At 63.8% G+C, this 24,154-nt stretch carries 26 protein-coding genes and 1 pseudogene; 15 read left to right on the plus strand and 12 right to left on the minus strand.

From position 1 onward, the window contains the following. Nucleotides 1-8 precede the first annotated feature (8 nt). Nucleotides 9-1,370, plus strand: a complete 1,362-nt coding sequence (locus AB0O58_RS06985) for an NAD(P)/FAD-dependent oxidoreductase (protein WP_366238046.1) — start codon at nucleotides 9-11, stop codon at nucleotides 1,368-1,370. Nucleotides 1,371-1,423: 53 nt separating this feature from the next. Here the strand turns inward: AB0O58_RS06985 and AB0O58_RS06990 are convergent, their stop codons facing one another. Together AB0O58_RS06990 and AB0O58_RS06995 are read right to left on the minus strand one after the other, a co-directional pair. Further along, nucleotides 1,424-3,265 (minus strand): NAD(P)/FAD-dependent oxidoreductase, encoded by a 1,842-nt coding sequence (locus tag AB0O58_RS06990; protein WP_366238047.1) that lies wholly within the window; start codon nucleotides 3,263-3,265, stop codon nucleotides 1,424-1,426. A gap of 92 nt (nucleotides 3,266-3,357) precedes the next feature. Next, complete coding sequence (locus tag AB0O58_RS06995) at nucleotides 3,358-3,882, minus strand: hypothetical protein (protein WP_366238048.1); 525 nt, start codon at nucleotides 3,880-3,882, stop codon at nucleotides 3,358-3,360. Between the two features lie 370 nt (nucleotides 3,883-4,252). Here AB0O58_RS06995 and AB0O58_RS07000 point away from each other — a divergent pair, with 370 nt between their 5' ends. Both AB0O58_RS07000 and AB0O58_RS07005 read left to right on the plus strand, forming a co-directional pair. Beyond that, entirely contained in the window at nucleotides 4,253-4,681 is a 429-nt protein-coding gene (locus tag AB0O58_RS07000) for a DUF2511 domain-containing protein (RefSeq protein ID WP_366238049.1), read from the plus strand. Between the two features lie 1,072 nt (nucleotides 4,682-5,753). After that, nucleotides 5,754-6,083 carry a hypothetical protein gene (locus AB0O58_RS07005; RefSeq protein ID WP_366238050.1) on the plus strand — a complete coding sequence of 110 codons (330 nt, stop codon included), beginning with the start codon at nucleotides 5,754-5,756 and terminating at the stop codon, nucleotides 6,081-6,083. A gap of 422 nt (nucleotides 6,084-6,505) precedes the next feature. Here the strand turns inward: AB0O58_RS07005 and AB0O58_RS07010 are convergent, their stop codons facing one another. The 5 genes from AB0O58_RS07010 to AB0O58_RS07030 all read right to left on the minus strand — a co-directional run bounded on the left by AB0O58_RS07010 (nucleotide 6,506) and on the right by AB0O58_RS07030 (nucleotide 9,252). Continuing rightward, complete coding sequence (locus AB0O58_RS07010; protein ID WP_366238051.1) at nucleotides 6,506-6,730, minus strand: hypothetical protein; 225 nt, start codon at nucleotides 6,728-6,730, stop codon at nucleotides 6,506-6,508. Beyond that, complete coding sequence (locus AB0O58_RS07015) at nucleotides 6,730-7,995, minus strand: phage major capsid protein (RefSeq protein ID WP_366238052.1); 1,266 nt, start codon at nucleotides 7,993-7,995, stop codon at nucleotides 6,730-6,732. Before AB0O58_RS07015 ends, AB0O58_RS07010 begins: the two co-directional genes overlap by 1 nt. A 16-nt stretch (nucleotides 7,996-8,011) precedes the next feature. After that, on the minus strand, nucleotides 8,012-8,572 hold the full coding sequence (locus AB0O58_RS07020; protein ID WP_366238053.1) for an HK97 family phage prohead protease: 561 nt from the start codon (nucleotides 8,570-8,572) through the stop codon (nucleotides 8,012-8,014). Between the two features lie 210 nt (nucleotides 8,573-8,782). Next, nucleotides 8,783-9,004 carry a hypothetical protein gene (locus AB0O58_RS07025; RefSeq protein WP_366238054.1) on the minus strand — a complete coding sequence of 74 codons (222 nt, stop codon included), beginning with the start codon at nucleotides 9,002-9,004 and terminating at the stop codon, nucleotides 8,783-8,785. After that, nucleotides 9,001-9,252 (minus strand): hypothetical protein, encoded by a 252-nt coding sequence (locus tag AB0O58_RS07030; RefSeq protein ID WP_366238055.1) that lies wholly within the window; start codon nucleotides 9,250-9,252, stop codon nucleotides 9,001-9,003. The genes AB0O58_RS07025 and AB0O58_RS07030 overlap by 4 nt, the downstream gene beginning before the upstream one ends. A 409-nt stretch (nucleotides 9,253-9,661) precedes the next feature. Between AB0O58_RS07030 and AB0O58_RS07035 the strand changes: the two genes are divergently transcribed. After that, entirely contained in the window at nucleotides 9,662-9,808 is a 147-nt protein-coding gene (locus tag AB0O58_RS07035) for a hypothetical protein (RefSeq protein WP_155291167.1), read from the plus strand. A gap of 77 nt (nucleotides 9,809-9,885) precedes the next feature. Here AB0O58_RS07035 and AB0O58_RS07040 read toward each other — a convergent pair whose 3' ends face one another. The 5 genes and pseudogenes from AB0O58_RS07040 to AB0O58_RS07060 form a co-directional block, all read right to left on the minus strand. Further along, entirely contained in the window at nucleotides 9,886-10,305 is a 420-nt protein-coding gene (locus AB0O58_RS07040) for a hypothetical protein (RefSeq protein WP_366238056.1), read from the minus strand. An 805-nt stretch (nucleotides 10,306-11,110) separates the two neighbouring features. Then, a complete protein-coding gene (locus AB0O58_RS07045) occupies nucleotides 11,111-11,323 on the minus strand; it encodes a hypothetical protein (RefSeq protein WP_366238057.1) in 213 nt (70 codons plus the stop codon). Beyond that, complete coding sequence (locus AB0O58_RS07050; RefSeq protein ID WP_366238058.1) at nucleotides 11,320-11,526, minus strand: hypothetical protein; 207 nt, start codon at nucleotides 11,524-11,526, stop codon at nucleotides 11,320-11,322. Before AB0O58_RS07050 ends, AB0O58_RS07045 begins: the two co-directional genes overlap by 4 nt. A gap of 241 nt (nucleotides 11,527-11,767) precedes the next feature. Next, complete coding sequence (locus AB0O58_RS07055; RefSeq protein ID WP_366238059.1) at nucleotides 11,768-13,237, minus strand: recombinase family protein; 1,470 nt, start codon at nucleotides 13,235-13,237, stop codon at nucleotides 11,768-11,770. Nucleotides 13,238-13,284: 47 nt separating this feature from the next. After that, nucleotides 13,285-13,890, minus strand: a pseudogene (locus AB0O58_RS07060) (hypothetical protein); the annotation flags it as partial. Nucleotides 13,891-14,070: 180 nt separating this feature from the next. On the opposite strand from AB0O58_RS07060, the gene AB0O58_RS07065 reads away from it, so the two are divergent. From AB0O58_RS07065 to AB0O58_RS07115, 11 genes are all read left to right on the plus strand, one after another. Next, a complete protein-coding gene (locus AB0O58_RS07065) occupies nucleotides 14,071-15,129 on the plus strand; it encodes a 2,3-butanediol dehydrogenase (RefSeq protein WP_032373843.1) in 1,059 nt (352 codons plus the stop codon). Then, complete coding sequence (locus AB0O58_RS07070; RefSeq protein ID WP_045841415.1) at nucleotides 15,126-15,893, plus strand: acetoin reductase; 768 nt, start codon at nucleotides 15,126-15,128, stop codon at nucleotides 15,891-15,893. Before AB0O58_RS07065 ends, AB0O58_RS07070 begins: the two co-directional genes overlap by 4 nt. 44 nt (nucleotides 15,894-15,937) lie before the next feature. Further along, a complete protein-coding gene (locus tag AB0O58_RS07075) occupies nucleotides 15,938-17,266 on the plus strand; it encodes a GAF domain-containing protein (RefSeq protein ID WP_366238060.1) in 1,329 nt (442 codons plus the stop codon). 21 nt (nucleotides 17,267-17,287) lie between these two features. Beyond that, complete coding sequence (locus AB0O58_RS07080) at nucleotides 17,288-19,345, plus strand: FUSC family protein (RefSeq protein ID WP_366238061.1); 2,058 nt, start codon at nucleotides 17,288-17,290, stop codon at nucleotides 19,343-19,345. 34 nt (nucleotides 19,346-19,379) lie between these two features. Further along, nucleotides 19,380-20,006, plus strand: coding sequence for a HEAT repeat domain-containing protein (locus AB0O58_RS07085; protein ID WP_366238062.1), 627 nt, complete (start codon nucleotides 19,380-19,382; stop codon nucleotides 20,004-20,006). Between the two features lie 9 nt (nucleotides 20,007-20,015). Continuing rightward, nucleotides 20,016-21,017 (plus strand): HEAT repeat domain-containing protein, encoded by a 1,002-nt coding sequence (locus AB0O58_RS07090; RefSeq protein ID WP_366238063.1) that lies wholly within the window; start codon nucleotides 20,016-20,018, stop codon nucleotides 21,015-21,017. Further along, a complete protein-coding gene (locus AB0O58_RS07095) occupies nucleotides 21,014-21,361 on the plus strand; it encodes a plastocyanin/azurin family copper-binding protein (RefSeq protein ID WP_032369371.1) in 348 nt (115 codons plus the stop codon). The genes AB0O58_RS07090 and AB0O58_RS07095 overlap by 4 nt, the downstream gene beginning before the upstream one ends. A gap of 13 nt (nucleotides 21,362-21,374) precedes the next feature. Beyond that, on the plus strand, nucleotides 21,375-21,779 hold the full coding sequence (locus tag AB0O58_RS07100) for a DUF2752 domain-containing protein (RefSeq protein ID WP_283550625.1): 405 nt from the start codon (nucleotides 21,375-21,377) through the stop codon (nucleotides 21,777-21,779). A 115-nt stretch (nucleotides 21,780-21,894) separates the two neighbouring features. Then, nucleotides 21,895-22,092, plus strand: a complete 198-nt coding sequence (locus AB0O58_RS07105) for a hypothetical protein (protein WP_366238064.1) — start codon at nucleotides 21,895-21,897, stop codon at nucleotides 22,090-22,092. 140 nt (nucleotides 22,093-22,232) lie between these two features. Next, entirely contained in the window at nucleotides 22,233-22,889 is a 657-nt protein-coding gene (locus AB0O58_RS07110) for a GntR family transcriptional regulator (protein ID WP_366238065.1), read from the plus strand. Then, a complete protein-coding gene (locus tag AB0O58_RS07115) occupies nucleotides 22,886-24,136 on the plus strand; it encodes an MFS transporter (RefSeq protein WP_366238066.1) in 1,251 nt (416 codons plus the stop codon). Before AB0O58_RS07110 ends, AB0O58_RS07115 begins: the two co-directional genes overlap by 4 nt. Nucleotides 24,137-24,154: the final 18 nt, after the last annotated feature.

Raw genomic sequence — 24,154 nt, forward strand, 5'->3', positions numbered from 1 at the left:
TGTGGACCATGCGCTCACCACTCCGTAATCGCAGCACCGCCCCGGCTCCCGCATCCCCAGCCCGGGTGGTGGTGGTCGGCGGCGGGTTCGGCGGCTTCTACGCACTGCGCAAGATGCAGAAGCTGTTGGGCCCGGACCGCGCCTCGTTCACCCTGGTTGCGCCCAACGACTACCTGCTCTACAGCCCGTTGCTGCCCGAGGTGGCGACCGGCGTGCTGGATCCGCGGGACATCGCGGTGTCGACGCGGCAGACGTTGCGGCGCACCAAGTTGGTGCTGGGACACGTCACGTCCGTCGACTTCGAGAATCGACGCGTTCGCGTCGCCGGTCCCGACGGTGATTCGGAACTGGCCTGGGACAAGCTGATTCTGGCCCCGGGTTCGGTGACGAGGCAGTTCGACATCCCCGGTGTCGCCGAGCACGCACACGGTCTCAAGACCCTGAGCGAAGCGGTGTTCATTCGCAACCACGTGTTGAAGCAGTTGGATGCAGCCGACGAACTGCCCGACACGCCGGAGGGCCGCGCCGAACGCAAGGAACGGCTCACCGTCGTCGCTGTAGGAGCCGGTTATACGGGCACCGAATTCGTTGCGCAGATGCAGAATTGGATTCGCGGTATCGCTACCCGGTGGGCGACGGTCGACCCGTCGGACATCCGGTGGTTGCTCATCGACCTCGCGCCGGCGGTGCTGCCGGAACTGGGCGAGCGACTCGGCAAGGAAGCAATGGAAGTCCTCGCCGCTCGCGGCGTCGAGGTGCGTCTCGGGGTGTCGGTGGAATCGGCCACGGCGAACGCGGTGACGCTGACGGACGGCGACGTCGTACCGACACGCACCCTGGTGTGGGGAGCGGGCGTGGCTGCGAGCCCCCTCATCGCGCAACTCGACCTGCCGACCGAAAAGGGCCGGCTTGTGGTCAACCCCGACCTCACGGTCCCCGGCGTGGACGACGTCTGGGCCATCGGTGACGCGGCCGCGGTGCCCGATATCGCCGCCGACCCGTCGAAGCCGACGCCGCCCACCGCGCAGCACGCGCAGCGGCAGGGCACAGCGGTGGCCAAGAACGTCGCCGCGTCCCTCGGTGTCGGTACTGCTCGACCGTACCGACACAAGGATCTGGGACTGGTCGCCGACCTGGGCGGATTCGACGGTGTGGCAAAGCCTTTGGGTGTGCCCCTCACCGGAGCCGTCGCGAAGTTCGTCGCCCGCGGTTATCACCTCTATGCCCTGCCCACCGCCTCCACCCGGGTGCGCGTGGCCACCGATTGGCTGTACTCGACGGTGCTGTCCACCCGCGTGGTCAACCTCGATCAGGTGCGCTCCGAGGATGCGTTGATCGCCAAGGCGCAGGGGACCGGCGTGTACGACTAGGCAGCCATGTGCGCGGAAACTCGTAGCCCACTACGAGTTTCCGCGCACGACCGTCACCGAAGGTGATGCACCTCCTGCAGCCCGTAGACCGGGGTGTCGATGCCCTCGTAACGCGCCTTGATCTGCAGCGCCAGGTACAGCGAATAGTGGCGTGACTGATGCAGATTGCCGCCGTGGAACCAGAAGTTCTCCTGCTGCGTCGGCTTCCACATGTTCCGCTGTTCGCCCTCCCACGGACCGGGATCCTTGGTGGTGTCCGAGCCCAGGCCCCAGCACTTGCCCACCTTGTCGGCGGTCTCCTGGTCGATGAGATCGGCGACCCAGCCGTTCATCGACCCGTAGCCGGTGGCGTAGACGATGAGGTCCGCCGGTAGTTCGGTCCCGTCCTCGAGTACGACGCCGGTCTTGCTGATCCGCTCCACCTGCCCGGCAACGAGTTTGATCTTGCCGTCCGCGACGAGCTCGGATGCGCCGACGTCGATGTAGTAGCCTGAGCCGCGGCGCAGGTACTTCATGAACAGGCCGGAACCGTCGTCACCGAAGTCGTGCTGGAAGCCTGCCTTCTCGAGGCGATCGTAGAAATCCTTGTCCTGCTCCGCGATCTGCTGATACACCGGGATCTGGAACTCGTGCATGATCCGGTACGGCAGCGACGCGAACGTGAGATCGGCTTTGGCCGTGGTCATTCCGGATTCCACTGCGCGCTCGGAGTACAGATCGCCGAGAGCGATCTCGCACAACGAATCCGACTTGACTATGTGTGTGGACGAGCGCTGCAGCATCGTGACGTCGACGCCCGTCTCGTACAGCGCCTTGCAGATGTCGTGCGCCGAGTTGTTGGAACCGACGACCACCACGCGCTTGCCGACATAGGCGTCGGGACCGGGGTGTTCGCTGGAATGGTGCTGCTCGCCCTCGAACTCGTCCATGCCGGGGAAGTTCGGCACGTTCTTCTTGCCCGACATTCCGGTGGCCATCACCAACTGCTTGGGCCGCAGGATCACTTCCTCGCCGTCGCGGTCGACGACGACGGTCCACTCCTTCGCGGCCTCGTCGTAGGTCGCGGACTTCGCGGTCGTCTTGCTCCAGTACGGAACCTCCATGACCTTGGTGTACATCTCGAGCCAGTCGCCGATCTTGTCCTTCGGCGCGAACACCGGCCAGTTCGGTGGGAACGGCAGGTAGGGGAGATGGTCGTACCAGACCGGGTCGTGCAGGCACAGTGACTTGTATCGGCCACGCCATTGATCTCCGGGGCGCTCGGCGCGGTCGACGACGATCGCCGGGACGCCGAGTTGACGGAACCGAGCACCGAGAGCGATGCCGCCCTGCCCGCCGCCGACGACGAGGACGTACGGCTGCACGCTGTAGCCGAGCTCCTTCTCCTCCATCTCCTTCTTCTCGGCCCAGTTCTGGGTATCGGCATTCGAGCCGTGCACGGCACCCTTGATGCGGGACTTGCCCTGCCGCTCCTCGTATCCCTTGAGCTCCTGCATCGTCGTCAGCAGCGTCCACGCCACGTCGTCACCGGTCTCGGCGTCCGTCGTCAAACGCAGATGTCCCTTGCCGCGGCTCGTCGCCGTCTCGAATGCGATCCACGCCGAGACGACGCCGTCTGCTTCGTCGGGGGTCTCGGTAGTGTGAAATCCCGTCGGGTCGGTATCGGCGAGCCTCTCGCCCAGCATGTCGGCGACGCCGTCCCGGCCCTCGACCGTCTTGAGGTTCCAGGTGAACGTGACGAGATCGCGCCAGAAGCTGCTGACGGCGAACATGCCGCCAACACGAGGAATGTCCCGGGCGACCAGGGCGTCCTCGAACTTCGACAACCAGGCGTCGACCCGTTCCTGCGGGGTGTGCGTGCGGGTGATCGAGTCGGGCTCGATGGTCTGGGTCATGAAAACTCCTTGCGATGAAGAGGTGCCGTGTATGTGACCCAGCACACTCTCTTCGGATAGCCGGGTCGAGAGTTGCAATGCGTTGCAGCGGCTCATGCCGGTGACAGCTTCTTCAACCCCAACGACTGGAATCCGACGACGTAGATCAACGTCCACAGCACCAGCCAGTCGACGAAGCCCAGTGCGTTGCCGGAGATGCCGGCCGCGACGACGGGTTCGTGGAGCACGTGCTCGGCAAGAACGTAGTAGTAGGCCAGGAACGTGCCGATGGCCAGCGCGAAGGTCAGTACTGCGCGTCCCGCCGCGGGGAAGCGATTGCCGAAGCCGTTCGCCCAAAAGATCATCCAGAATGCCCAGCAGACTCCGATCTGTGCCGGGAACTGGTTGATCACCGTGCCGAGTTCTGCGGTGGCTTCCGAGCCGACGAGTAGCTTCGCGAGCGGAACCATCAGGAAGTAGATCGCGGTGCCGAGCACCGCGTTGCCGACGGTGGCCGCCAGTGCGGTCCGTCCGCCGCCGCCGGCCAATTTCCAGGGCCAGTTGTCGAGGGTCTGGCCGGTCAGGATCACCGAGACGACGATCGAGTAGAACCAGCCGAGTGTGGTGTCGACGAACATTTACTGTTGTCGGTTGTCGATCCAAGGGCTCTGTGCTGCGAATTCGGCGTGTCATCGTCAGTTTTGGCGGCCCTCGTTCTAGTGTGAAACGTACCGCTGGCTGTGGGCCGGGTTGCTCTCTAAGCGCACTCGACCCCCGGTCGCCGTCGACACATTCTGACTGCTGGCCTCGGGCCGGGTCGTTCTCACGCGAACCCCGGAAGGTCAGCAACATGGCTGCAGCGCTCGACTACCTCTTTCCCATCGCCTTGTTCGCCCTCGGCCCGGTCTACGGGCACTACGTCGCCCGGTGGCTCGGTAACGACGACACGGACACCGAGCCCTGATACCGTTTGGTCCGCTTCATAAAGCAACGGCACGGGGGTATGCAATGCGGACGATATGGATTGCCGGCGCGACACTGGCGCTGCTGGCCATAGCGGGTTGCTCCGACTCGGGTGACACTGCGGCACCGACGCCGGAAACCACGGTCCGCGCTGCACCGATCACGTCGACCACCCCACCAGTAGTAGCGGCACCGACCACGGCAGAGCCGACTGCGCGCAACCAGCCTGCAGGATTAGTCTCGGAGTCCACATGGACCGGCGACTGGCCGTTCACAGTGCCGCAGGGTGTCCTGATGTGCGGCGCGCCGGATCGAGTGACTTTCTCTGCCGACGGGACTATGTACGCGGTGAACGGGTCTGCGAAGTCGACGGGCGAATTCGAGGACCTGGCCGCGATATGGAAAGACTCGGACTTCCCTGGCGTCAAAGTCGACATCGGCCCGATGATCCAACAGGGTCTCGCGCTCTGCTGAGTTCGCACCGTACCGCCACGCGGTGTGCTCTGCAGGCGCATGATCGAACGACGGTCGGGACGAACTACCGGAGGACTAAGAATGAACGATCGTGAGCTACTCGAAACCTTGACCAATGAGCAACTACAGGACCTAGTTGCAATCTGGAGCGAAGTCCCCGCGGCGCTCAGGCATCGACCCGAACCCGGCGACGACGAAGTGCTTGCGCGAGTCGATCGTTGGCGGCTCGCGACGATTGAAGTAGCGCTTGACAGAGGCGTCACTCGCTCCATGTCGGAGGGACAGATACAGATCGACCAAGACCTACTTAAGGCCCTTCGCGAGAATCGCTGCAACGTGCTGGGTGTTCAAACGTCTGCCTGAGTCCGAACGCACGAAAGCCCCGACTACCGGATGCACGGCGGTCGGGGCTTTCGTTTGCGCTGAGCGGGCGCATGGTGTTCGTCAACAGAGAATCGAGCAGTGCGGGCGAGCTTCCGTTTCTCCCGCGACGGCCAGTGTAATGCGTTGCGCGCGTTCGTGCTCGCGAGGTTCGACGGGCCGGAAAAGTATGCAAAAATCATGCATGAAATGTAACCGTACGTCTGTACTGCAAGGCTCGATCGGGGTACAATTTTGACACTTTTCCCAAAAAATGAAATCGTACCCCTAAAACGGACACCCCTAAGCCTCTGACCAGGCGTTATGTAGGACATTTTCATCAGAGAGAGGGGCTGGGCTGCGTGCGGGGTCAGCCGGGACCCCCTGTGCCCGTGGGCAATACGCCCCCCCACCCACCTACGCCATGCATAGCCATGCATGATCATTCATTGCCGTCTCGGCCTACGTTGCTAGACAACGACTTACAGCTGTGTCACTCTCGAGCTATGGGGACCTGAGCAGTTCTCATTCATCGACACAGAATCGCAGGGCAACCATGTACGCAGACATCGCCTTCGGAGGCAGTCCACTTCTCCCAGCGCCAGCACCGACCGACACCACGACCATCGACACTGTCGATCAAGACACAACGATCGAAACATCAAGCAATAGAACATCAATCAGAACAACGATTACGAATACAGTTGTGCAAGTGTGGAACACAGGAATCGTGCAACGCACATCACGTTGGGCACTACGACTACTGGTCGTCTGGCTCGTGGCAGGCATGGCGTGCGCTGCTGCTGTGATGGTGCATGGGTTGCCAAGGACTGTGCAGTTGATGGTCAACACAGTGAGTATCAGTTGGTGGTTGGCACAGTTGGCAATGTTGGTCACTGTGCAGATGTGGGTAGCGTGTGGCGCACCGATGTCGTACTCGTGCAAGCGTCGACCACGGCTCGTCCACGTCCACCCGACCACGCCATGGTTCAACACCAACAACCTGCGGGCTTTGTGGACCCGCACCGCGTGGATGGTTTAGCCCTCTCCGACCGAAGCTGCTGCCCTGCCGAACTACCTCGGACACAGAACAACCCCGGCTCGATCTCGGAGCGCCGGCGCACGGTGGGATGCGATTGCGCTGCAACGATGATCGAGCCGGGGCTGTCGCTCCCATCGGTGAGATCCGCGAAGATATCCGATGGGATGTATGTAGCTCGACAGGCGAATTCACGCCCACCACAGACGTTTCGCTTGCGCGGTCGGGTGAATGAAGTCACAAGCCCCTGTGCGCACTTCGGACTGTCGAGCCATCGAGCGCCACGCGGACACTCGACCTCAGAGCCCTGCAATTGAGCCCTGAGAAACTTGGGAACCTGCACCACCGAATCGACCCGATGCCGCCACGTCGAACCAGACGAAATTCTCTGTGCGCCGGTCTGACTCGGTGGTGCAGGTAATTCTCTACTTGGGCGGCAGGTCTCCGAGTCGCCATGGGCGCATTTCCGGCTCGATGCCAGGTCCGACATACGTTCGGACGTAGACGATCGAGTCCGGCGAATTGGGCAGGCAGCGCCACAACTGAATCGGAATGCCCTCTCGCGTCGGACGTTCGGTGAAGAACTCGGCCTCGGCAACTCTTGCGTTGTACAGACCGATACCGATCAGGTCACCGAGGCCGCCATTCATCAGTTGACGCCGGTATCGACTACGAATGCCTTCGGCTGCAGCACCGCCACGTCAGCGCGCAGGTGGGCAATGAACGCAACCTGCCCGTTGTCGGCGTAGCGCTCGCGCAAGAACTCGATCTCGAATCCCTGCCGGATGCCGAACACCAACGCGTTCCATTGGCCCGTGTACACCTCGGTTGACGTGGTCGACGTGCCGGTCGTCAGGTTGGTCGGGATCTGGTTGGTGGCGAGCAGCGGGAGCAACGATGCAGGCGGTGCCAGGTATGCGCCCGTGGTCGACTCCTTCGACTTCGCCAGCGCTGTGACTCCGCGTGATGCGAGAATGTGCGCCGTCGGGACGTAGTTGTTCGCAAGGACCACGCCAGCGGAGTCGAGCAGGAAGTCGTAGCTCAGTGCGCCGCCGTTGGTGCCGTGGGTCGATACCGTGACACCGGACGTGTTCAGGATGCCCCGAGGTTCCGGTCCGGTACCCGATCCCCGCAAAGCCACTCGATCCAGCTCGGTAGCGAACGAACCCGCGAATGCCTGAGCGATGATATCCGAAATGTCTGTGTCGTAGAACAATTCGCGTGACAGGATGATCTGTCGACTGAGCGACCGGGCCGACAAGGTCACGGCGTCGAACGTGAGATCGTTCGTGGCCACGGCTCCGTTCTCTGCGCGCCATGCGGGTCCGGGGTCGCCGGTCAGTCGCGGGAGTTTGAGCGTCGAGGACTCCATCGGCACCGTCTGAGCGCCCGCTTCGATCACGCGAGACTGGTTGCGCGCCAGGTCGATCACGGATGCCGCAACGGGCGTCGGGACCAACACGCCGCCAGCGGTCGAGCTGCCCTCGGACAGAGCCCGTTCCAGTTCCGCGCCGCGCCATTCTCCGGTCACGAGTCCGCGCATGTACTTGTCGAACGACGGTGCGCGCTCCTCGGCCTTGACGATGCCGTTCACTCGGTTGTAGTCGACCAGCGACTGTCCGCGCGTCAACGTCAGTGCGCCCTTGAGCGGATCGGGCTTGTTCGCGGTCACGGTACGTACGATCGGGTCGTCGAGATGGTCCTCGCTGGACCCGAGATCCTTGATCAGTGCCATTCGGGCGTCGATCGATTCGAGCCGTTCCTTGGCCTCACGGTACTCAGCTTCGAGAGTGTCGAATCGCTGTTCCCCGGCGCTGTCGAGATCTTCTCCGCGCGTAACCAACTGGGTGAGTTCAGCCTTTGCCTCGGCAAGAAACTTGGTAACCGCCTCGCGGTTCATGTCTTTTACGTTCATTGTGGTTCCTTCGGAATTAGAGATCGAGTAGTCGCAGGCGGCGCTGTGCCGTTGCTGCGGAGAGTGTTCGGGTCTCGGACCGCGAGGCCAGGATCTTGGCGTCGGCCAGTGCTCCGAGATTGACGATCGAGAGTTCACGCCAGGCAACTTCCTGCCGGAGTACGCGCCGGTTGTGGTCGGACCACGTCGACTTCACGTCCCTGAATCCGATACTCACGTCGGTCAGTGCGCCGTCGGCGATCAGCGTTGCGGTATCTCGACCTTGGGTCGTGTCGCTCAGTCGAGCCGTGACGTGAACACCGACGTTGTCGGTCCAGGCGTCTGTGAGCACACCGACCGGATTGGATCTCATGTCGTGATGCGCCAGTAGACGGATCTTCGCGGGACCGTTGCGCCGGAGTGTCTCGTCGAAGCTGTGCCGGTCGAAAGTCTCGTAGAAACCGTAACCATCAGCAACAGAGCCGATCTCGTCGGCCACATCGAACTTGACTGCGAGAATGTCGAGAGTGCGCCCGTCGCCGGACTGGGAACGGATCTCGGTATAGGCAAACCCGTGCCGCTGGATGTCAGAACTCATGGATTATCCTTGATATGCGGAGGATAGACCTCGGGCGTATATTGCCGGGCCTGCTTGTCCTGCTACGCATTTCGTCGCGGAACGGACCCCCGAGGGCCGGAACTGCGGACTACTGCTCGCGAGGTTCGAACACCCACTGACCGGAGCACCGATCGAACCTTGCTGGCTGCCAGTCTAATCGGTGTTCGAGCCTCGCGATAGTGCGACAGATCAGTCGGTGTGCGCGTCCACGAATTCGATCCACTCGACCTCGGTGTCGAAGAACTCGCGGTCGACGCTCGCGTACGTGATCCCTGCCGCTCGGAACTCGATCCGGTAGCCGACGTGATGCGCAGTGGTGCCAGGATCGAGCCGGATCTGCTCGCGTTGCTCGGGCTGCAGGGCATCGAGCGCAGCGCTCAGGTGGTCGTAGAGCTTGCGGGTGACGGTCATGGCGTTCCTGTCTGGGTCGGCGGTTTCTGGCGTGCTGCTGCTCGTTTCATACGGCCGGCGACATTGGCCGGCTCCCAGTGGCCCGAGTTCCATTTGCGTGCTTGCTTGGATGCGCCCTGCTCGTGAACGTGGTCGATCCGTCGCTTACCGTCGATCCACACGAACTCCACCCGTTGACCGGCGACGATCGGTTCCGAGCACACCGAGCAAGGGTCGCCATGGCCGTCGTAGCGCGCGTTCCATGCCACTACCGGGTCTCCAGATTGTCGGTGTCGGTCCAGATGTATCGGATGCGCCCTGAGCTTGTCTCTGCCAGTCGGCCAGTCTCGATCAGCTCGACTATCAACCGGATCGGAAACCCTGCCGTCACGAGCGATTGAGCGCTGCATCCGTGGACGTGGGCGCGAACGTGCGCCAGTAATTGGCCCTCGGTGGTCATCGGTCGCGCCAGACTCGGGCGAACACCAGTCGGCCACGATCGTCCAATTCGGGCGGCTCGACTACCTCGAAGCGGATGCGCGGTTTGGCTTCTGGAAACGTCGCTCGTTCTTCAATGTCGTTGTTGCTCACGGGTATTCACTTTCGTCGGTTGGTTTTTGATAATGATTGTCGGGTATACTCGGGCAGGTCACCGCGCAGACAACCCGGAGGTTTCACATGTCCGCACCAGTTCTCGATCGACCCACCACCCGCGCTCGGACGATCCGGCACAACCCGTTCCTGACCGAATTCGTCCCGGCACCCGGCACGATGTTCGACACCGACGGCAGCGAGATCGTCGCCGTGTTTTCGGTCGATTCGTAGACCGTCCCGCCCTGAATGCCCCAGATTCGAGCACTTGATCCTGTGTTCGATTTTGGGGCATTTTTGTACCCTGGGGGTCACTCGGGTGCCAGATCGTCGGCGTCGTCGCTGTCCGTAACGCTCAGGGGGTCAGGACGCGGGACGTACGGCGTTTCGTACTGCTCGATCGTGTCGACAAGCGCTCTCTTGATCTCCGACAATGCCTGGTGCTCATCGTCGGCGGCAACTTTGAAGAACGCGGTAACTCTCGGCGGTCCGTCCATGTCTTCTTCGGGTAAAAACCAGTCCGGTGCAGCGATCATCGAACTCGCAATTCCGTTTCTTCGCATGAATTGTTGCGCCTTTTTATGTGCTTGCGGGATGATCGCCGCATACTTGCGCCATTGAACCGTATGCGCTTCCGTCCATTGGCTCAATTCAATTTGAGCGTTCCACGAAAGGTGCAAAACGATGTTCTCGTCTTCGACAACCTTGCGCGTGAGGATGATGTTTTGCATGCGCCCTATTCCTTCAATGCGTCTAGTCGGTTGAGCGCGTCCGTCAATTCCGGATCATCGGAGAAATCAATGACACTTGTCGCAGATGCGCTTTTCGTTGGTGCGCTCGGCGGTGCGCTTGTCTCTTGTTCTTCGACCGCAGCGACGGAGGAGGGAGTGGAGGGAGGAGGGAGCCCCAGCGACCGATCCGACCGACCGACCGACGTAGGAGCGGAGGTAATCTTTGGTACTACCTCTCCCTCCCTTCCTCTCTCACTTCGTGTCGAGTCAGGTCGAGTCGAGTCAGGTCGAGTCGAGTCAGGTCGAGTCGAGCTTCCGAGAGGATCACCTGGTTGGTCACCGTCTCGGTCGCCATCTAGGTCACCTAGATGATTTGGGTGATCTGCCAGCCACTTCTTGTAGTCGCCGTTCTTGTGGCAGTTGTAGTTGGGATATGCAGCGCACGTGCTGTGGTTCTTGTTCTGGTGCCGGTTCCAGGCGGCTTTGTCGGCGCGTTGCTTCGAGATGGTCGCGGCGTCGATCTGGCTCGACCAGTCCAGTTGCCAGCCCGGTTCACCCTTACCGTTCTCGGCAGGAACGAGCGCACCGACAACGATCAGCATCTCGAGCGCACTATCGGGATCTGGGTGGCCGGTAGCCGAACGAACTCCGTATGCCGGAACGAACCCGTCGGACAGTGTCTCGAAACACCGAGCGCGCAATTCCAGCAGTAACAGAATTGCCGACCTACCTTCGATTGTTTGCTGCAGTTTCAGAATTGCGTCCTGCTGGAAGAATCCCGGTTCTATTCTCGGGCCGTAATTACTCATTTTCCTATTCCTTCCCGACGGCGCAATTGCTGGTAATGGTTTTGGCACCGGCTACGGCTGCGCGCTTCTTTCTCGCAATCGGGGTGGACGCACAATGGTTTACCGTTCTCGGAATACTGCTCGACGGCTGCCAGGTCAACCGGATCGGCTGCGGCATAAGCGAATTCGTTGGAATAGCGCTTGCCCTGGCATTGTCCGATCGACTTCACTGCGGGGTCACCAGCAATGCCGCGATGCGGGAACGCTGTTCGGCGCTCAGGGGCGGCGCACTGGCCACGATCTCTTTGACGCGGTCGGAGATCTTCGAGGTGGCCAGCTCGGTTTCGATCTCGGTGGTGTCGCGCTCAGGGTGCCATTGGCGGGTACGGGCCAGGGTGCCACCGAGCGAGCGGGTACGAGTTGAAACGGACATAGTATTGCCTCACAAGGGATTTCGAGTTCCTTGCGGGGCACCGTAGGAGTAGCGCCGACTCCGCTACCTACGCGTTCCGCTCTTGAGCCATCAGCAGACGTTGGGCAATTCTTCCCGGCAGGTCGGTCACTGCCGTTGTTCTATCTGTCACCAACAATACAGGTACCTAATACGTGCTCCCGAGACACGAATAATGTGTCGGTCAAGCACGCGTTAGCACGGTTCCCGTGAGTCTTTTGACTCAGCGGAGCAGTAGCACCGTCGCGGGTCCGCGGGTGGAGATATCGGTGAATCGAATTGCATCGGCGTCGAACTCACGGACACCGCGACGGGTCGGCAGAATCTCCACCTTGAGCGCGGCACGGATGAATGCACGAATTTGGTCGATATCGGCGTCGTCCAAGGTGCCCTCGGGGTCAAGGGGCAGCGCATAGAGAATCGGGTCGATTGCGCTGGAATCGACTATCGCCCTCTGCGCTTCGATCCGCGGCATGATGCCCTCTCGGAATGCTATGTACTCGGCCCGTGTGCGCTCTCCTGCGCCCTCTTCGCGTGCTGCCTGCAGTAGTTGCTGGTTAAGCGCGTCGAGTTCCACACGGGCCTGTGCAGCGGCCGAATCGTCGGTCTCCTCGGGCTGCGCCAACAGCTCCTCCATTCGCCATCGTTCGATCAGGAATTTCATCGCTTCGACGGTGCGTTCGTCGACCTTGTCCGCACGTCGAGAGACGTGGTTGAGCGGGCACCGGTACTGGGGCAGTCTCGGACGGGTGATGTTCGGTGTCACGTTCTGATTGGCCCAGCGCACGGGGCGACCACACGCAACTCCGTCGGCCAATTCTTTCCCGCACAGTGCTATTCCGGTGAGTAGTCGGGTCGGTGCCGGCCCGTGCGCGATGTGTCGGTCAGGGTCGGTCAGAATGGACTTGAGGCGTAGGTGTTCGTCTCTGGTGATGATCGCGGGCCAGTCTCCCGGCGTGTCTGTCACCTGGCCGCGGTAGATGCGAATTCCCGCCAGTGACTCGCGCAGTAGCGTCTGCTTGACCACGATGTGCTGCCACTCGTGAGCGCTGTTTGTCTTGCTCGGACGCGGGACGCCGGAACTGTTCCACTCCTTGACAATTCGAGTGATCGACTTGCCGGCGGTGAGTATGTCCGACACTGCTTTTCGGATCAGGTCAGCCTGCGGTTCGTCGAGCACATACCGTTTCGATCCGTCGGAGTCGAACACTCTGCGAAACCCGAAACCCAAGTCTCCGTGTGGTTTTCCGGACTCGGCTCGGGCTTTGGCGTTGCGAGCGACCCGCTTGCTCGTCCGACCGGACTCCAGGGCGCTCGCCGCCGCGGACAGGGTGGTCTGATATTCGTGCTCGGGATTGTCGGGGTCGATCACAGCGGTACCGTCGTAGAGCTTGACGCGTCGTTCCCGGCACAGTTTGAGCAGGTCCGCTATCTCGCCTACCTGGCGGCTCAGTCGGGACTGCTCCCACACCATCAGCACGTCATCGGTCTGCAGGATCTCCTGCAGTTGGGCGTAGCCGGGCCGGGCTTTGCCGGAGTATCGGGACGCGCCAACTCCGTCGTCGCGGATCACCGGACCCAACGGCCAGCCCTCGGAGTCTGCCACTCGTTTGAGCGCGGCAATCTGTTCGTCCGGAGATCGGCCGCTGCCGTCGCGGTTCTGCGAGACTCGAGCGTAGATGACAGCGCGCATTGCGCCAGGCTAGGCCGGTTCGGCGGTAAACGCTAGTTGTCGATATCCGTCTCCACGGACATCAGGGGATCGGTGGCCGAGAGCGAGACCGACGGCAGTCCGAACACGAAGTACAACGCGAGGGTCGGGACGGCGACGAATGCGATCTCGCACAGCCCGATCAGCGGTTGCTTCATGCGCAGCACGGTCCACGGCCAGTGCTGCCAGTTGAGGACCACCATGACCCAGGTGCCGAATCCGAACAGCACGAACAGCGCTCCGGCGAAGTAGCCGAGCCCGCCGTCGCGAGAACCGGCGAAATCCGGGTACAACGCCCCGAGGCCGCTGCCGAGGATCCAGGTGACGGCAACGGCGAACACCGCCGTCGTAGTCAGGATCGCGAGCCCGCGCATCGGTTGTTTCAAAGAGTCGAATCCGGCGAATTCACAATCGAATCCGATGAACACGATGAAGAGAATGGCCCAGAACAGCGCGGCGTTGAACGGCAGCGGATAGAAGTTCCAGGGACTGGTGGTGGGATCGGCGAGCACATACCAGGTCGCCAGCGACACGGCCGTGACCACGGCGAGGTTGGCCAGTCCGAATACGAGCCAGTTGCCCTGTGCTGACGCCGTTTTCGGCTCGTCGAGGGGTCGGTCTGCGGTTGCGGTCATGGGGGTCTCTTCTCGGTGGGTCGACAGGGTCGCCGTCACTATGAGCTGAATCACAGCCCACCGTCAGGGTTGCGGGAGGTTGCAGTGCGACCGATTCGATGCAACGCACTGCAACCCTGTCGGAAGTGGTCGTCGTCACATAAACCTGTGTGCATCCAATTCAGTCAGGAGTGAGAACCGATGCGTGCAGCTGTGTATTACGGCCCGAACAAGGTGGAGATCACCGACGTACCCGAGCCGAATCCCGGTGCGGGGCAGGTCAAGGTCAAGGTCGGGTTCAACGGAATCTGCGGAACCGACCTGCACGAGTACTACGCCGGCCCCATCTTCATCCCCACCTCGCCGCATCCGCTGACCGGCCAGGAGATGCCCCTGGTGCTCGGACACGAGTTCTCGGGCACGGTCACCGAGCTCGGCACGGGTGTCACCGGCATCTCGGTCGGCGATCGCGTTGCCATCGAACCGCTCTACCGCTGTGGACACTGCGGACCCTGCCGGGCAGGAAACTACAACATCTGCGCGCAGATCGGCTTCCACGGACTGATGTCCGACGGCGGAATGGCCGAATACACCGTGGTCCCCACGGACATGATTCACGCCCTACCCGACAACGTCTCTCTCGAACTCGGTGCCCTCGTCGAACCGATGTCGGTTGCCTATCACGCTGCGACACTGGGGGATCCGAAGCCCGAGGACACCGCGATGGTGTTCGGAGCCGGCCCCATCGGCATCGGCCTGTGGTTCGCGTTGCGCGGTAAGGGACTCGACAACGTCTACGTCGTCGAACCGTCGCCGACGCGTCGCGCCTCGATCGAAGCGCTCGGTGCCAAGACCCTCGACCCGACGTCAGTGGACGTGCCCGCCTTCATCGCCGATCTGACCGACGGCAACGGGGCCGACGCCATCTACGACGCGGCCGGTGTGCAACCGGCCGTCGAGACCGCGCTGGGCTGCATCGGTGCTCGCAAACCGCTCGTCAGCGTCGCGATCTACGAAAAGCCGCTCACCACACCGCTGCAGAAGCTCGTCATGAACGAATCCCGCATCCAGGGATCGCTCTGCTACACCTCCGCCGACTACGAGGCCGTCATCGATCTGATGAGCCAGGGCCACTACGACACGACGGGCTGGGTGGACAAGATCACGCTCGACGGCGTCATCGACGACGGATTCGAGGCGCTGCACGCAGGCACCAAGATGAAAGTTCTGGTCGACCCCTCGACGGGTGTACCCGCATGAGCGCGGTGCTGGTGACAGGGGCCGGTCAGGGCATCGGACGGGCGATCGCGTTGCGGTTGGCCAACGACGGGCACGACATCGCGTTGGTCGACCTGGCCGAGGACAAGATCGCCGGCGTGGCCGACGAGGTGCGTCGAACAGGCTCGAAGGCAACGACATTCGTCGCCGACGTCAGTGATCGCGATCAAGTGTTCGCGGCCGTCGAACATACCCATCAAGCGCTCGGCGGCTTCGACGTCATCGTCAACAATGCCGGAATCGCACAGGTCGCGCCGCTCGACGACGTCCGCCCGGAAGACACGAAGAAGATCTGGGCCGTCAACGTCGACGGTGTGCTCTGGGGAATTCAAGCTGCGGCAGCCACATTCAAGGCGCTCGGCCAGAAGGGCAAGATCATCAACGCTTCCTCGATCGCAGGCCACGACGGGTTCGCGATGCTCGGGGTCTACAGCGCAACGAAATTCGCGGTCCGGGCATTGACCCAGGCTGCGGCCAAGGAGTACGCCTCGGACGGCATCACCGTCAACGCGTACTGCCCCGGCGTTGTCGGCACCGACATGTGGGTGACCATCGACAAGCGCTTCGCCGAGCTGACCGGTGCCGCCGAGGGGGAGACCTACGACAAGTTCGTCGGCGGTATCGCTCTCGGTCGGGCGCAGACTCCCGAGGACGTCGCCGCGTTCGTCTCGTATCTCGCCGGACCCGACTCGGACTACATGACCGGACAGGCACCGCTGATCGATGGTGGTTTGGTCTACCGGTGACCCCGCATGAACCCGCTTTGTGAGCTGGAGCACAATTGACAGCGATGACGCAGTCGACAGGCCCTGAACCTGCGCTGGCGGCCGGCGAAGACCCGCGCCGCTACGCGCAGATTCTCACTGCCGTGTACGACGCGACCATGACCGGCGGGAAGTCTCCCGCGCGTCCCCGCGAGGTCATCGGTGACTCCTGGCGGCGGTTGCAGACCCTCGGTATCGACCCGGAACTGGGCAATCCTGCCGAGAGACAGATGGACGCCTCCGATCTCGAGTTCAGTCGACGGGAATCGGGGTTGTTCGACATTCTGGACGACCTCGCCCGTGGCTTGGAATCGGTGGTGCAGGACGGCGACAACATTCTCGTCGTCGCCGATCGGAACGGTCGAGTGCTGTGGCGCAGCGGATCGACGTCGGTGCTCGACCGCGCCGACGGCCTCGGATTCGTCGAAGGGGCCAACTGGGCCGAGGACTCGGTGGGCACCAATGCCATCGGGACAGCCTTGGTCTCACGCCGCGCTGTGCAGATCTTCTCGGCCGAACACTATGTGCGCAGCCATCATTCGTGGACCTGCGCCGGAGCGCCCATTCGCGATCCGCGTACCGGCCAGGTGCTCGGCGCCATCGACGTCAGCGGGCCGGCCAAGACGGTGCACCCCACCACCATCGCCCTGGTGGACGCCGTGGCGAGGTTGGCGGAATCGCAGTTGCGCGAGATTCACCGAACCACCCTGGATCGACTGCGTTCGGTGGCCGCACCGATGCTGGCGCGCCTGCAGTCCCCGGCGCTGGCCGTCGACGCGAACGGGTGGGTCGCGGCCGTCGAATCGGTGGCACTGCGCAATCGCATCCTGCTGCCCGAGGACCTCGCGACGGGACGCTTCTGGCTGCCGAGCCTCGGCGTGTGCGACTTCGAACCCCTGCCCGGTGGATGGCTGGTGCGCCCCACTTCTCATGGGCGTTGCGCCGGCTCCACTCCTGGCGACTCGGCGGACTCGTTCGTCGCGGAGTCCGGCAATACGACGACGATTCGCATCGACCTGCGCGATTCGCAGAAGCCTCGTATCGAGGTGCGCAGCGAGGTGGGGAAGTGGACCCACGAGCCGACGCCCCGGCACGCCGAGATTCTGTACCTGCTGGCCATCCACCGGCAGGGACGCACCGCGTCCCAGATGGCTGCCGACCTCTTCGGCGACGACGGCCGCGCGATCACCGTCCGGGCCGAGATGTCGCGCCTGCGCAAGCACCTCGCCGGCATCATCTCCACCCAGCCCTACCGGCTGGACGAGTCGGCGACGGTCGACGTGATCACGCCGGCGGACATGAACAGGCTGCTACCGCATTCGTCGGCCCCCGCTATCCGGGCCGCACGGGGTTGAGCCGTAGCGCAGAATCGGGGAATGAACCGCCTCGCCCGCATCCTCGACGCGTCGGATCCCGGGCAGTTACGGCTGCGCGGTGCCTCGGCGACGACGCTGACGGTGTTGCTCGCGATGGTGGTCCTGCTGCTCGGTACTCGCGCCATCGGCCAGCCGGTCACCGTGGCGATGCTCGGCACCGTGGTGGCGATGCAGGCGTCGGCGTCGGTCAAGGACAAAGACCAGCACAGCCGGCTCGTCACCACCGCCCTGATGGTGCTGCCCGCCTCGGCGGCAGTGACGGTCGCGGCGCTGCTCTCGCGGCTCGGCGCGGTGGCCGACGTCGGGTTCATCGCGGTGTTGTTCGCGGCCGTATGGGTGCGCAGATTCGGACCCCGTGGCACCGCGCTCGGCATGGTCGCGTTCATCTCGTACTTCTTCGCGTTGTTCCTTCAGGCGACCCCGGGGCAAGTGCCGATGCTGATCGCGGCGATCGTCGGCGGAGTGCTCATCGCTCTGTTCGTACGGGCGGTGGTCTTTCCGGATCGGCCGATCGTGGAGGTGCGGCGGCTGCTGTATGCCATGCGAGCGGTATCGGAATCGGTGCTCGCGGCGGCATCGGCGCGTGAGGACCGTGATCTGGAACTGTTGCGGCGCAGGCTCGATCGGCTCGGAAACACCGCCCTGATGATCGACGACTGGCTCGACCGTCACGACGCGGGACAACTGCTCAGCGTGACGAGTACCGATCTGTCGCTTCGTGTGTTCGACGCCCAGATCGCCACCGAACAACTCGTCAGCTCACTGTGGGCTCTCGATCCGGCCAAGCCGTGGCCGACCGCACTGGGGCAAGCGACTACCGCACTGGGATCGTGCTTGCAGAACGCCCCGTCCGCCGAGCAACTCAAGGCCGCCCGACGGTTGGCCGCCACGGCGGCCGAGCGCGCCGACCCGTCGACCCCCGCCGGTATCGCGACGGTGTCCGCGCAACGAGCGGTGCAGGCACACATCGCCATTCATCACATCACCACCAATGCGGTGGCTGTCACGTCGAGCCCTCGACAGGCTGCTGCCGAGCCGTCGGACAAGGACGAGCCTGCCGGCCTGAACCCCAGCACGAAGGCGGCAATCCAGGTTGCTGTCGCGACCAGCGCGGCAACGGTATTGGGGGAGTTGGTTTCGCCGGACCGCTGGTACTGGGCCGTGCTGACGGCGTTCCTGGTGTTCACCGGGGCGTCGACGCGCGGCGAGATTCTGACCAGAGCCGGCCAACGCATCCTCGGCACAATGGCGGGAGTGCTTGCGGGAGTGGTGATCGCGGCACTCGTCGGCAATCACCAATCCGTTCAATTGGTGCTCATCGTCGTCTGTGTGTTCTTTGCGTTCTACCTGGTGACCGTCGCCTATGCGCTGCTGTCGTTCTTCGTGACCATTCTGCTCGCGATGCTCTACGGGCTGCTCGGCACGTTCAGTATCGAGGTTCTGGAACTACGGATCATCGAGACTGCAGTCGGCGGAGCCGTCGGTATTGCGACCGCCTACTTCATCTTCTCGACCGCGACGCGAAAGACATTGGTGGACAAAGTCGATACGTATCTCGATCAACTGGACGCCCTGATCGACACCAGCGTCGAATCGGTGATCACTCCGGGAAATGCCACCGACCTGGTGGCGTCGACGCGCACGCTCGACAATGCGCTGAAGGAGGTCGTGACGGCGGGGAAGCCGCTCGTGCTCGGGCCGACGACCCGCAGCCGGCGAGGGGCGAAGCGACTACTGCGGGTGCTGACCGTCAGCGGCCGATCCGCCCACGCACTCGCGCGAGCCGGAGTGCTGGCGTCGCGTGCCGAACCGGAGTCGGCACCCTCGGCCGATACGGCCCACGCCCTTCGCGACGCCGCGGCGCTGGTGCGGGGCACCGCTCGGCAGGTCGAGGCAGCGATTGCGGGAAAGCGGGTGGTTCAGCCCGAGAAGGTCACCGACACAACGGTGTTGGATGTGTTGCTCACCAGCGCGAACTCGCCCGGACCGGTGCGGGTCGCGGTGCGGGCGCTGAACATCATGAACCGGACGCTCGCGGACGTCCTGACCCGGGCTTGACCTTCACACGGTGACAAGGTCTTGGCTGACGGCCATGATCGACTCACTTCGGCACCAGAACTCTTCCGTGCGGCTTCGGGCCGCGCTCGACATCGGAATATCGAAGAACCCAGAACTCCTCGACGCACTGCTCGAGCGCTGCGCCGTCGAACCGGATTTCCAGGTGCGAGAGATGTTGACGTGGGCGTTGATTCGTCTCCCCGCTGCATCGACGGTGCCCAGGCTGATGCATGAAGTGCGTACCGGCGGCGCGCAGGCTCGCAGCCAGGCGTTGCACACGTTGTCCAAGGTCAAGGACCGGGCGGCCTGGCCGGTGATCACCGAGCCGCTCATCTCCGACTCCGACGACGAGGTGGCCCGGAGCGCGTGGCGGGCGGCGGTCGTCCTGGTCCCCGAGGGCAGCGAGCAGTGGTTGGCGACGACGCTGTCCACTCAGCTGGGACGAGGCGGACGGGAAATGCAGCGCAGCCTCAGCCGCGCACTGGTGGAACTCGGGTCGGTGATCGAGCCGATGGTGCGCGAAGCCGCGTCGAGCAAGGATGCTGCTGTTCGCGCGCACGCGCTGGCGACGGAGTCGCTGCTCCGCGACCCCGACAGCGGATGTGCACTGTTCGAGGCCCAGCGCGTCGATGCACTTGGCGCAGCCGACCCGACGGGGTGAGATAGGCAGATGTTGATCGGTGAGGTGGCGCGGCGGTCCGGGGTCAGCGCGCGCATGCTTCGGCACTACGACCGGCTCGGGCTCGTGCAGCCGACCTCGCGGACTGGCACCGGCTACCGCGAATACTCCCCGGCCGACGTTCGTCGCTTGTTCCACGTCGAATCGCTCCGGTCGCTCGGGTTGTCCCTGCACGACGTCGGACGCGCGCTGGACGATCCGAGTTTCGCGGCCACGGAACTCGTCGACGATTTGGCTACCCGAGCCGAAGAGCGCATCGCGCGAGATACCGAGCTACTGACACGGTTGCGCCGCATCGGGAACGCCCGACCGGAGGACTGGGAGGACGTCCTCGGTGTCATCGGCATGCTCGGAGACCTGGACTCGGTGAGCGCGGGGAAGCGGCAGTCTGCGGCGTTGGCATCCGTCGGAGATCGCCCCATCCCGGCCGAGGCTCTGGCCGAGGCGGTGTTGCGCGAGCCCGCGACCAACGTCGCCGGCGCGCTGCGATGGGCACTCGCGCAGACCGGGAGCGACGCCGTCTCGGCGCTGCGGCAGGGCCTCGACTCACCGGATCCCGAGGTGCGTCGCCGCGCCGTCGATACCGTCGTCGAGATTCCGCATCCCGACGCCACCGAGGTGCTGCGGGAGGCGCTGGGCCACGAGGACGGGCAGATCAGACGACTCGCGGCGCTGGAACTGGGTGCCCGAGGAATCGTCGACGCGATTGCGGTGCTGATCGAGATGGTCCACGAGGGTACGAACGATGTGGACGCGGCGGACGTGCTCGGTGAGCTCGGGGCTGCAGACTCCACGGTCGCGGCCCTCATGGACGGCCCGATAGAGATTCCGGCGCGCCTACGGGTGACCCAGGCGCTGGCCAGCATTCCGGGTCCGGCCGCGACGCAGGCTCTGCGTGACCTGGCTCAGGACCAGGACCGTTCGATCGCGCTGACGGCGACGTACCTCCTGGACCGGAGAGAACGAGCCGCTTCGGTACCGTCGAGGTCATGAAGGCACTCGGACTGCTCGCGGCACTGTCGATCACATTGGCCGCGACTGCCTGCTCCACCTCGACCACCCCGGCCGCACCCGCCGAGCCCGCTGCCGAGAACCAGGTGACCGTCGCCGACCGGATGTTCACGCCGCAGTCTCTGACGATCACTGCGGGCGAGACCGTGACCTGGGTGTTCGCCGACCGCGCGATGGCGCACAACGTCGTCGCCGACGACAAGTCGTTCCGCAGCGAACTGATGCAGTCGGGGCAGTTCACCCACACCTTCGACACCGCGGGCACCTACACCTACCACTGCACCCCGCACCCCGACATGACCGCGACGATCATCGTCGAACCGTGATGGACCGATAGTCATGGCAACCCGGACGCGCGGCATCGCCGCACCTCTCGGCGTCGGCCTGGCCGCAATCGGCGGTGCTGTGCTGCTGCACGTCCGCGATCCCCGCACCTCGACGTACCTGCCGTGCCCGTTCCACGCCCTGACCGGACTGTGGTGTCCGGGTTGCGGTGCGACCAGGGCTTTCGGCGACCTCACTCGCGGAGACATCGCGGCTGCCGCGTCGAGCAACGTCGTGGCGGTGCTGCTCGGTGTCGTCGCGATCGGTGTCTGGGCCGCGTGGCTGCGAGCACGATGGACGCAGACGCCTCTGTCGTTGCCTCGACCCACTCGCCCGACCGCTTTCCTCGGGTTTGCTCTACTGGCCGTGTTCACCGTTCTGCGCAACATTGCGTGGGGCACCGCGCTCGCCCCGACCTGACACTCCCTAGGAGCCCCGCTGTGCTGCTGGAAATCTTCTCGATCATCGTGCTGGTGGGCGTGCTCATCGCGCTCATCCCCACGGCCCGACGCGTCTTCAAGAAGGGTGACGACGAATGAGCGACTCACTGAGAGACCGAGTGCGGGCGAAACTGCTCGCCCAGATCGCCGATGATGGAGGCACGCCCGCCGAGCAGGCCGAGGGCGACGACCCCCGCCTGAACGCCCTGCGCGACGACCTCGAAGCACTCGACGCGGCACAGGACGGCGATCCGGTGATCGACGACATCGCCGCCAGGCACTGGGTGCCCTGACCGCTGTCTCCCCCTCTGGACTCCCCTCGGGGAGTCAATGTGACATGTGGTGGCCTTTTCGACGGTCAATGTCACGTTGAGTGGACCGTCGGGATAGGTCGAGTTGGGTGGACTCGTGAGGCGCATCTAGTATCTATGTTGTGTCCGAGACGAGATCCGCCGCCGATACGGCGTACCTGACTGTCAAGGAGCTCATCATTTCGGGGGAACTTCCTGGTGGTGAGCTCGTCAGTGAAGGGGAGATCGCGACGCGGCTCGACATCAGTCGCACACCGGTCCGCGAGGCGTTCCTTCGCCTCCAGGTCGAGGGGTGGATGCGCCTCTATCCCAAGCGGGGGGCGCTGGTCGTCCCCATCGCGGTGGGTGAGGCGGAGAGCGTCGTCGACGCGAGGCGATTGGTCGAGGCCGGCAGTGTTCGCGCCTTCGTCGGCGATGCGGATGCCCGCGCACGAGTGGTGGAGGCCCTACGCGACAACCTGCGAATCCAGGACAAGCTCGCAGTCGACGGCACCGCAGCGGAGTTCAGTGCCGCCGACGCAGATTTCCATCGCACCGTCGTCCGCGCCGGCAACAACCCGTTGCTCGGCGCGTTCTACGACGGACTTCGCGAGCGACAGCGACGGATGACCGCGGCATCCCTGACCCGTGATCCGGGTCAGATCTCGCGCATCGTCGACGACCATCGCAGACTCGCCGACCTGATCGAAGCCGGGGACGCAGACGAATTCGAGCGAGCCGTCGAACAACACATGCTCAGGGTGCACGGCTTGCGCACAGACAGAGGGGGAACACGATGACCGAGGCCATGATCGACGACGACGTCCGAGAGACGACGGCCAAACGCTGGCTGTTGGTTGCCGTCGGCATGTTCGCCGTCGCCTGGGGCGGCAACGAATTCACACCGCTTTTGGTGATGTATCGACTCGACCACGGCTTCTCTGCCGTGGTGGTCGATACGTTCCTGTTCGCGTACGTTCTGGGCATCATTCCGGCGATGCTGATCTGTGGTCCGTTGTCCGATCGACTTGGCCGACGCCCGATCATGTTGCCCGCGCCCGCAATTGCCGCTGCCGGTTCCATTCTGATCGCCCTCGGACCCGACAACGCTTTCATGCTCTTCGGTGGACGTGTGCTCAGCGGCATCGCGCTCGGAATCGGTATGGCCGTCGGCGGTAGCTGGGTCAAGGAACTTTCCAGTCGCGACGCCACCGCCAAGCCCGGGTCCGGAGCACGCCGCGCCGCGATGTCGTTGACGGCGGGCTTCGCCCTGGGAGCCGGCGTCGCCGGTGTGCTGGCGCAGTGGGCACCCTGGCCGACGCACCTCGCGTACAGCGTGCATGTGCTGATCTGCATCGCCGCGTTCGTCGGCATGCTGTCGGTTCCCGAGACACGCAGCGCCGCAGCATCTTCGGGAAGGAAGAGCCTCGTCGACGATCTCAAAATCCCGTCGGCGTCGCATCGACGCTTCCTGTTCGTCGTGTTGCCGTTGGCCCCATGGGTTTTCGGCGCGGCAAGCGTCGCCTATGCGGTGCTGCCGTCGCTGATGGCCGACGCGTTGGCCGACGAGCCCGGTGGCGGTTACCCCGTCGCCCTGTCCGCTGCGATGGCGGTGATCGCCCTCGGCTCCGGATTCGCGATCCAGGCTGTCGGGCGTCGGATCGACACACCCGCCAATGCGCGCGGCGCTCTCGTCGCACTGTCTCTGTTGGTGGTCGGTATGGCTGTCGCGGCGTGGGCGGCGTCGGTGCTCACCATCGCCGCGGCACTGATCGCGGCAGCGGTGCTCGGTTGCGGATACGGCATGGCGCTGGTTTCGGGTCTGCAAGAGGTGCAACGCATTGCGGGCCCCGATGATCTCGCCGGCCTCACCGCTGTGTTCTATTCGCTGACGTATCTCGGCTTTGCGGTGCCCGCTGTGCTGTCGGCGCTGACCGAGACCTGGCCAGGGGTGGTCACGTATCCGATCATCTTCGGATTCGGCGCGGTGATGGCGGCACTGTGTGGCCTGGTGGTGCGATCGAAGACGTCCGCTCACCTGCCCTAGGGGTCGTGCGCGTTGTGC

Origin of the sequence: Rhodococcus sp. NPDC080181, assembly GCF_040702225.1 — a bacterium.
Lineage (GTDB): Bacteria > Actinomycetota > Actinomycetes > Mycobacteriales > Mycobacteriaceae > Rhodococcoides > Rhodococcoides fascians.

Bases quoted from the DNA above. Each gene is read 5' to 3' on its own strand.
- AB0O58_RS07010 (WP_366238051.1), bottom strand. From the start codon at position 6,730: ATGAATGGCGGCCTCGGTGACCTGATCGGTATCGGTCTGTACAACGCA.
- AB0O58_RS07095 (WP_032369371.1), top strand. From the start codon at position 21,014: ATGAAGGCACTCGGACTGCTCGCGGCACTGTCGATCACATTGGCCGCG.
- AB0O58_RS07025 (WP_366238054.1), bottom strand. From the start codon at position 9,004: ATGACCGTCACCCGCAAGCTCTACGACCACCTGAGCGCTGCGCTCGAT.
- AB0O58_RS07050 (WP_366238058.1), bottom strand. From the start codon at position 11,526: ATGTCCGTTTCAACTCGTACCCGCTCGCTCGGTGGCACCCTGGCCCGT.
- AB0O58_RS07100 (WP_283550625.1), top strand. From the start codon at position 21,375: ATGGCAACCCGGACGCGCGGCATCGCCGCACCTCTCGGCGTCGGCCTG.
- AB0O58_RS07075 (WP_366238060.1), top strand. From the start codon at position 15,938: ATGACGCAGTCGACAGGCCCTGAACCTGCGCTGGCGGCCGGCGAAGAC.
- AB0O58_RS07055 (WP_366238059.1), bottom strand. From the start codon at position 13,237: ATGCGCGCTGTCATCTACGCTCGAGTCTCGCAGAACCGCGACGGCAGC.
- AB0O58_RS07115 (WP_366238066.1), top strand. From the start codon at position 22,886: ATGACCGAGGCCATGATCGACGACGACGTCCGAGAGACGACGGCCAAA.
- AB0O58_RS07090 (WP_366238063.1), top strand. From the start codon at position 20,016: ATGTTGATCGGTGAGGTGGCGCGGCGGTCCGGGGTCAGCGCGCGCATG.
- AB0O58_RS06995 (WP_366238048.1), bottom strand. From the start codon at position 3,882: ATGTTCGTCGACACCACACTCGGCTGGTTCTACTCGATCGTCGTCTCG.
- AB0O58_RS07040 (WP_366238056.1), bottom strand. From the start codon at position 10,305: ATGCAAAACATCATCCTCACGCGCAAGGTTGTCGAAGACGAGAACATC.
- AB0O58_RS07000 (WP_366238049.1), top strand. From the start codon at position 4,253: ATGCGGACGATATGGATTGCCGGCGCGACACTGGCGCTGCTGGCCATA.
- AB0O58_RS07015 (WP_366238052.1), bottom strand. From the start codon at position 7,995: ATGAACGTAAAAGACATGAACCGCGAGGCGGTTACCAAGTTTCTTGCC.
- AB0O58_RS06990 (WP_366238047.1), bottom strand. From the start codon at position 3,265: ATGACCCAGACCATCGAGCCCGACTCGATCACCCGCACGCACACCCCG.
- AB0O58_RS07105 (WP_366238064.1), top strand. From the start codon at position 21,895: ATGAGCGACTCACTGAGAGACCGAGTGCGGGCGAAACTGCTCGCCCAG.
- AB0O58_RS07065 (WP_032373843.1), top strand. From the start codon at position 14,071: ATGCGTGCAGCTGTGTATTACGGCCCGAACAAGGTGGAGATCACCGAC.
- AB0O58_RS07020 (WP_366238053.1), bottom strand. From the start codon at position 8,572: ATGAGTTCTGACATCCAGCGGCACGGGTTTGCCTATACCGAGATCCGT.
- AB0O58_RS07085 (WP_366238062.1), top strand. From the start codon at position 19,380: ATGATCGACTCACTTCGGCACCAGAACTCTTCCGTGCGGCTTCGGGCC.
- AB0O58_RS07070 (WP_045841415.1), top strand. From the start codon at position 15,126: ATGAGCGCGGTGCTGGTGACAGGGGCCGGTCAGGGCATCGGACGGGCG.
- AB0O58_RS06985 (WP_366238046.1), top strand. From the start codon at position 9: ATGCGCTCACCACTCCGTAATCGCAGCACCGCCCCGGCTCCCGCATCC.
- AB0O58_RS07035 (WP_155291167.1), top strand. From the start codon at position 9,662: ATGTCCGCACCAGTTCTCGATCGACCCACCACCCGCGCTCGGACGATC.
- AB0O58_RS07080 (WP_366238061.1), top strand. From the start codon at position 17,288: ATGAACCGCCTCGCCCGCATCCTCGACGCGTCGGATCCCGGGCAGTTA.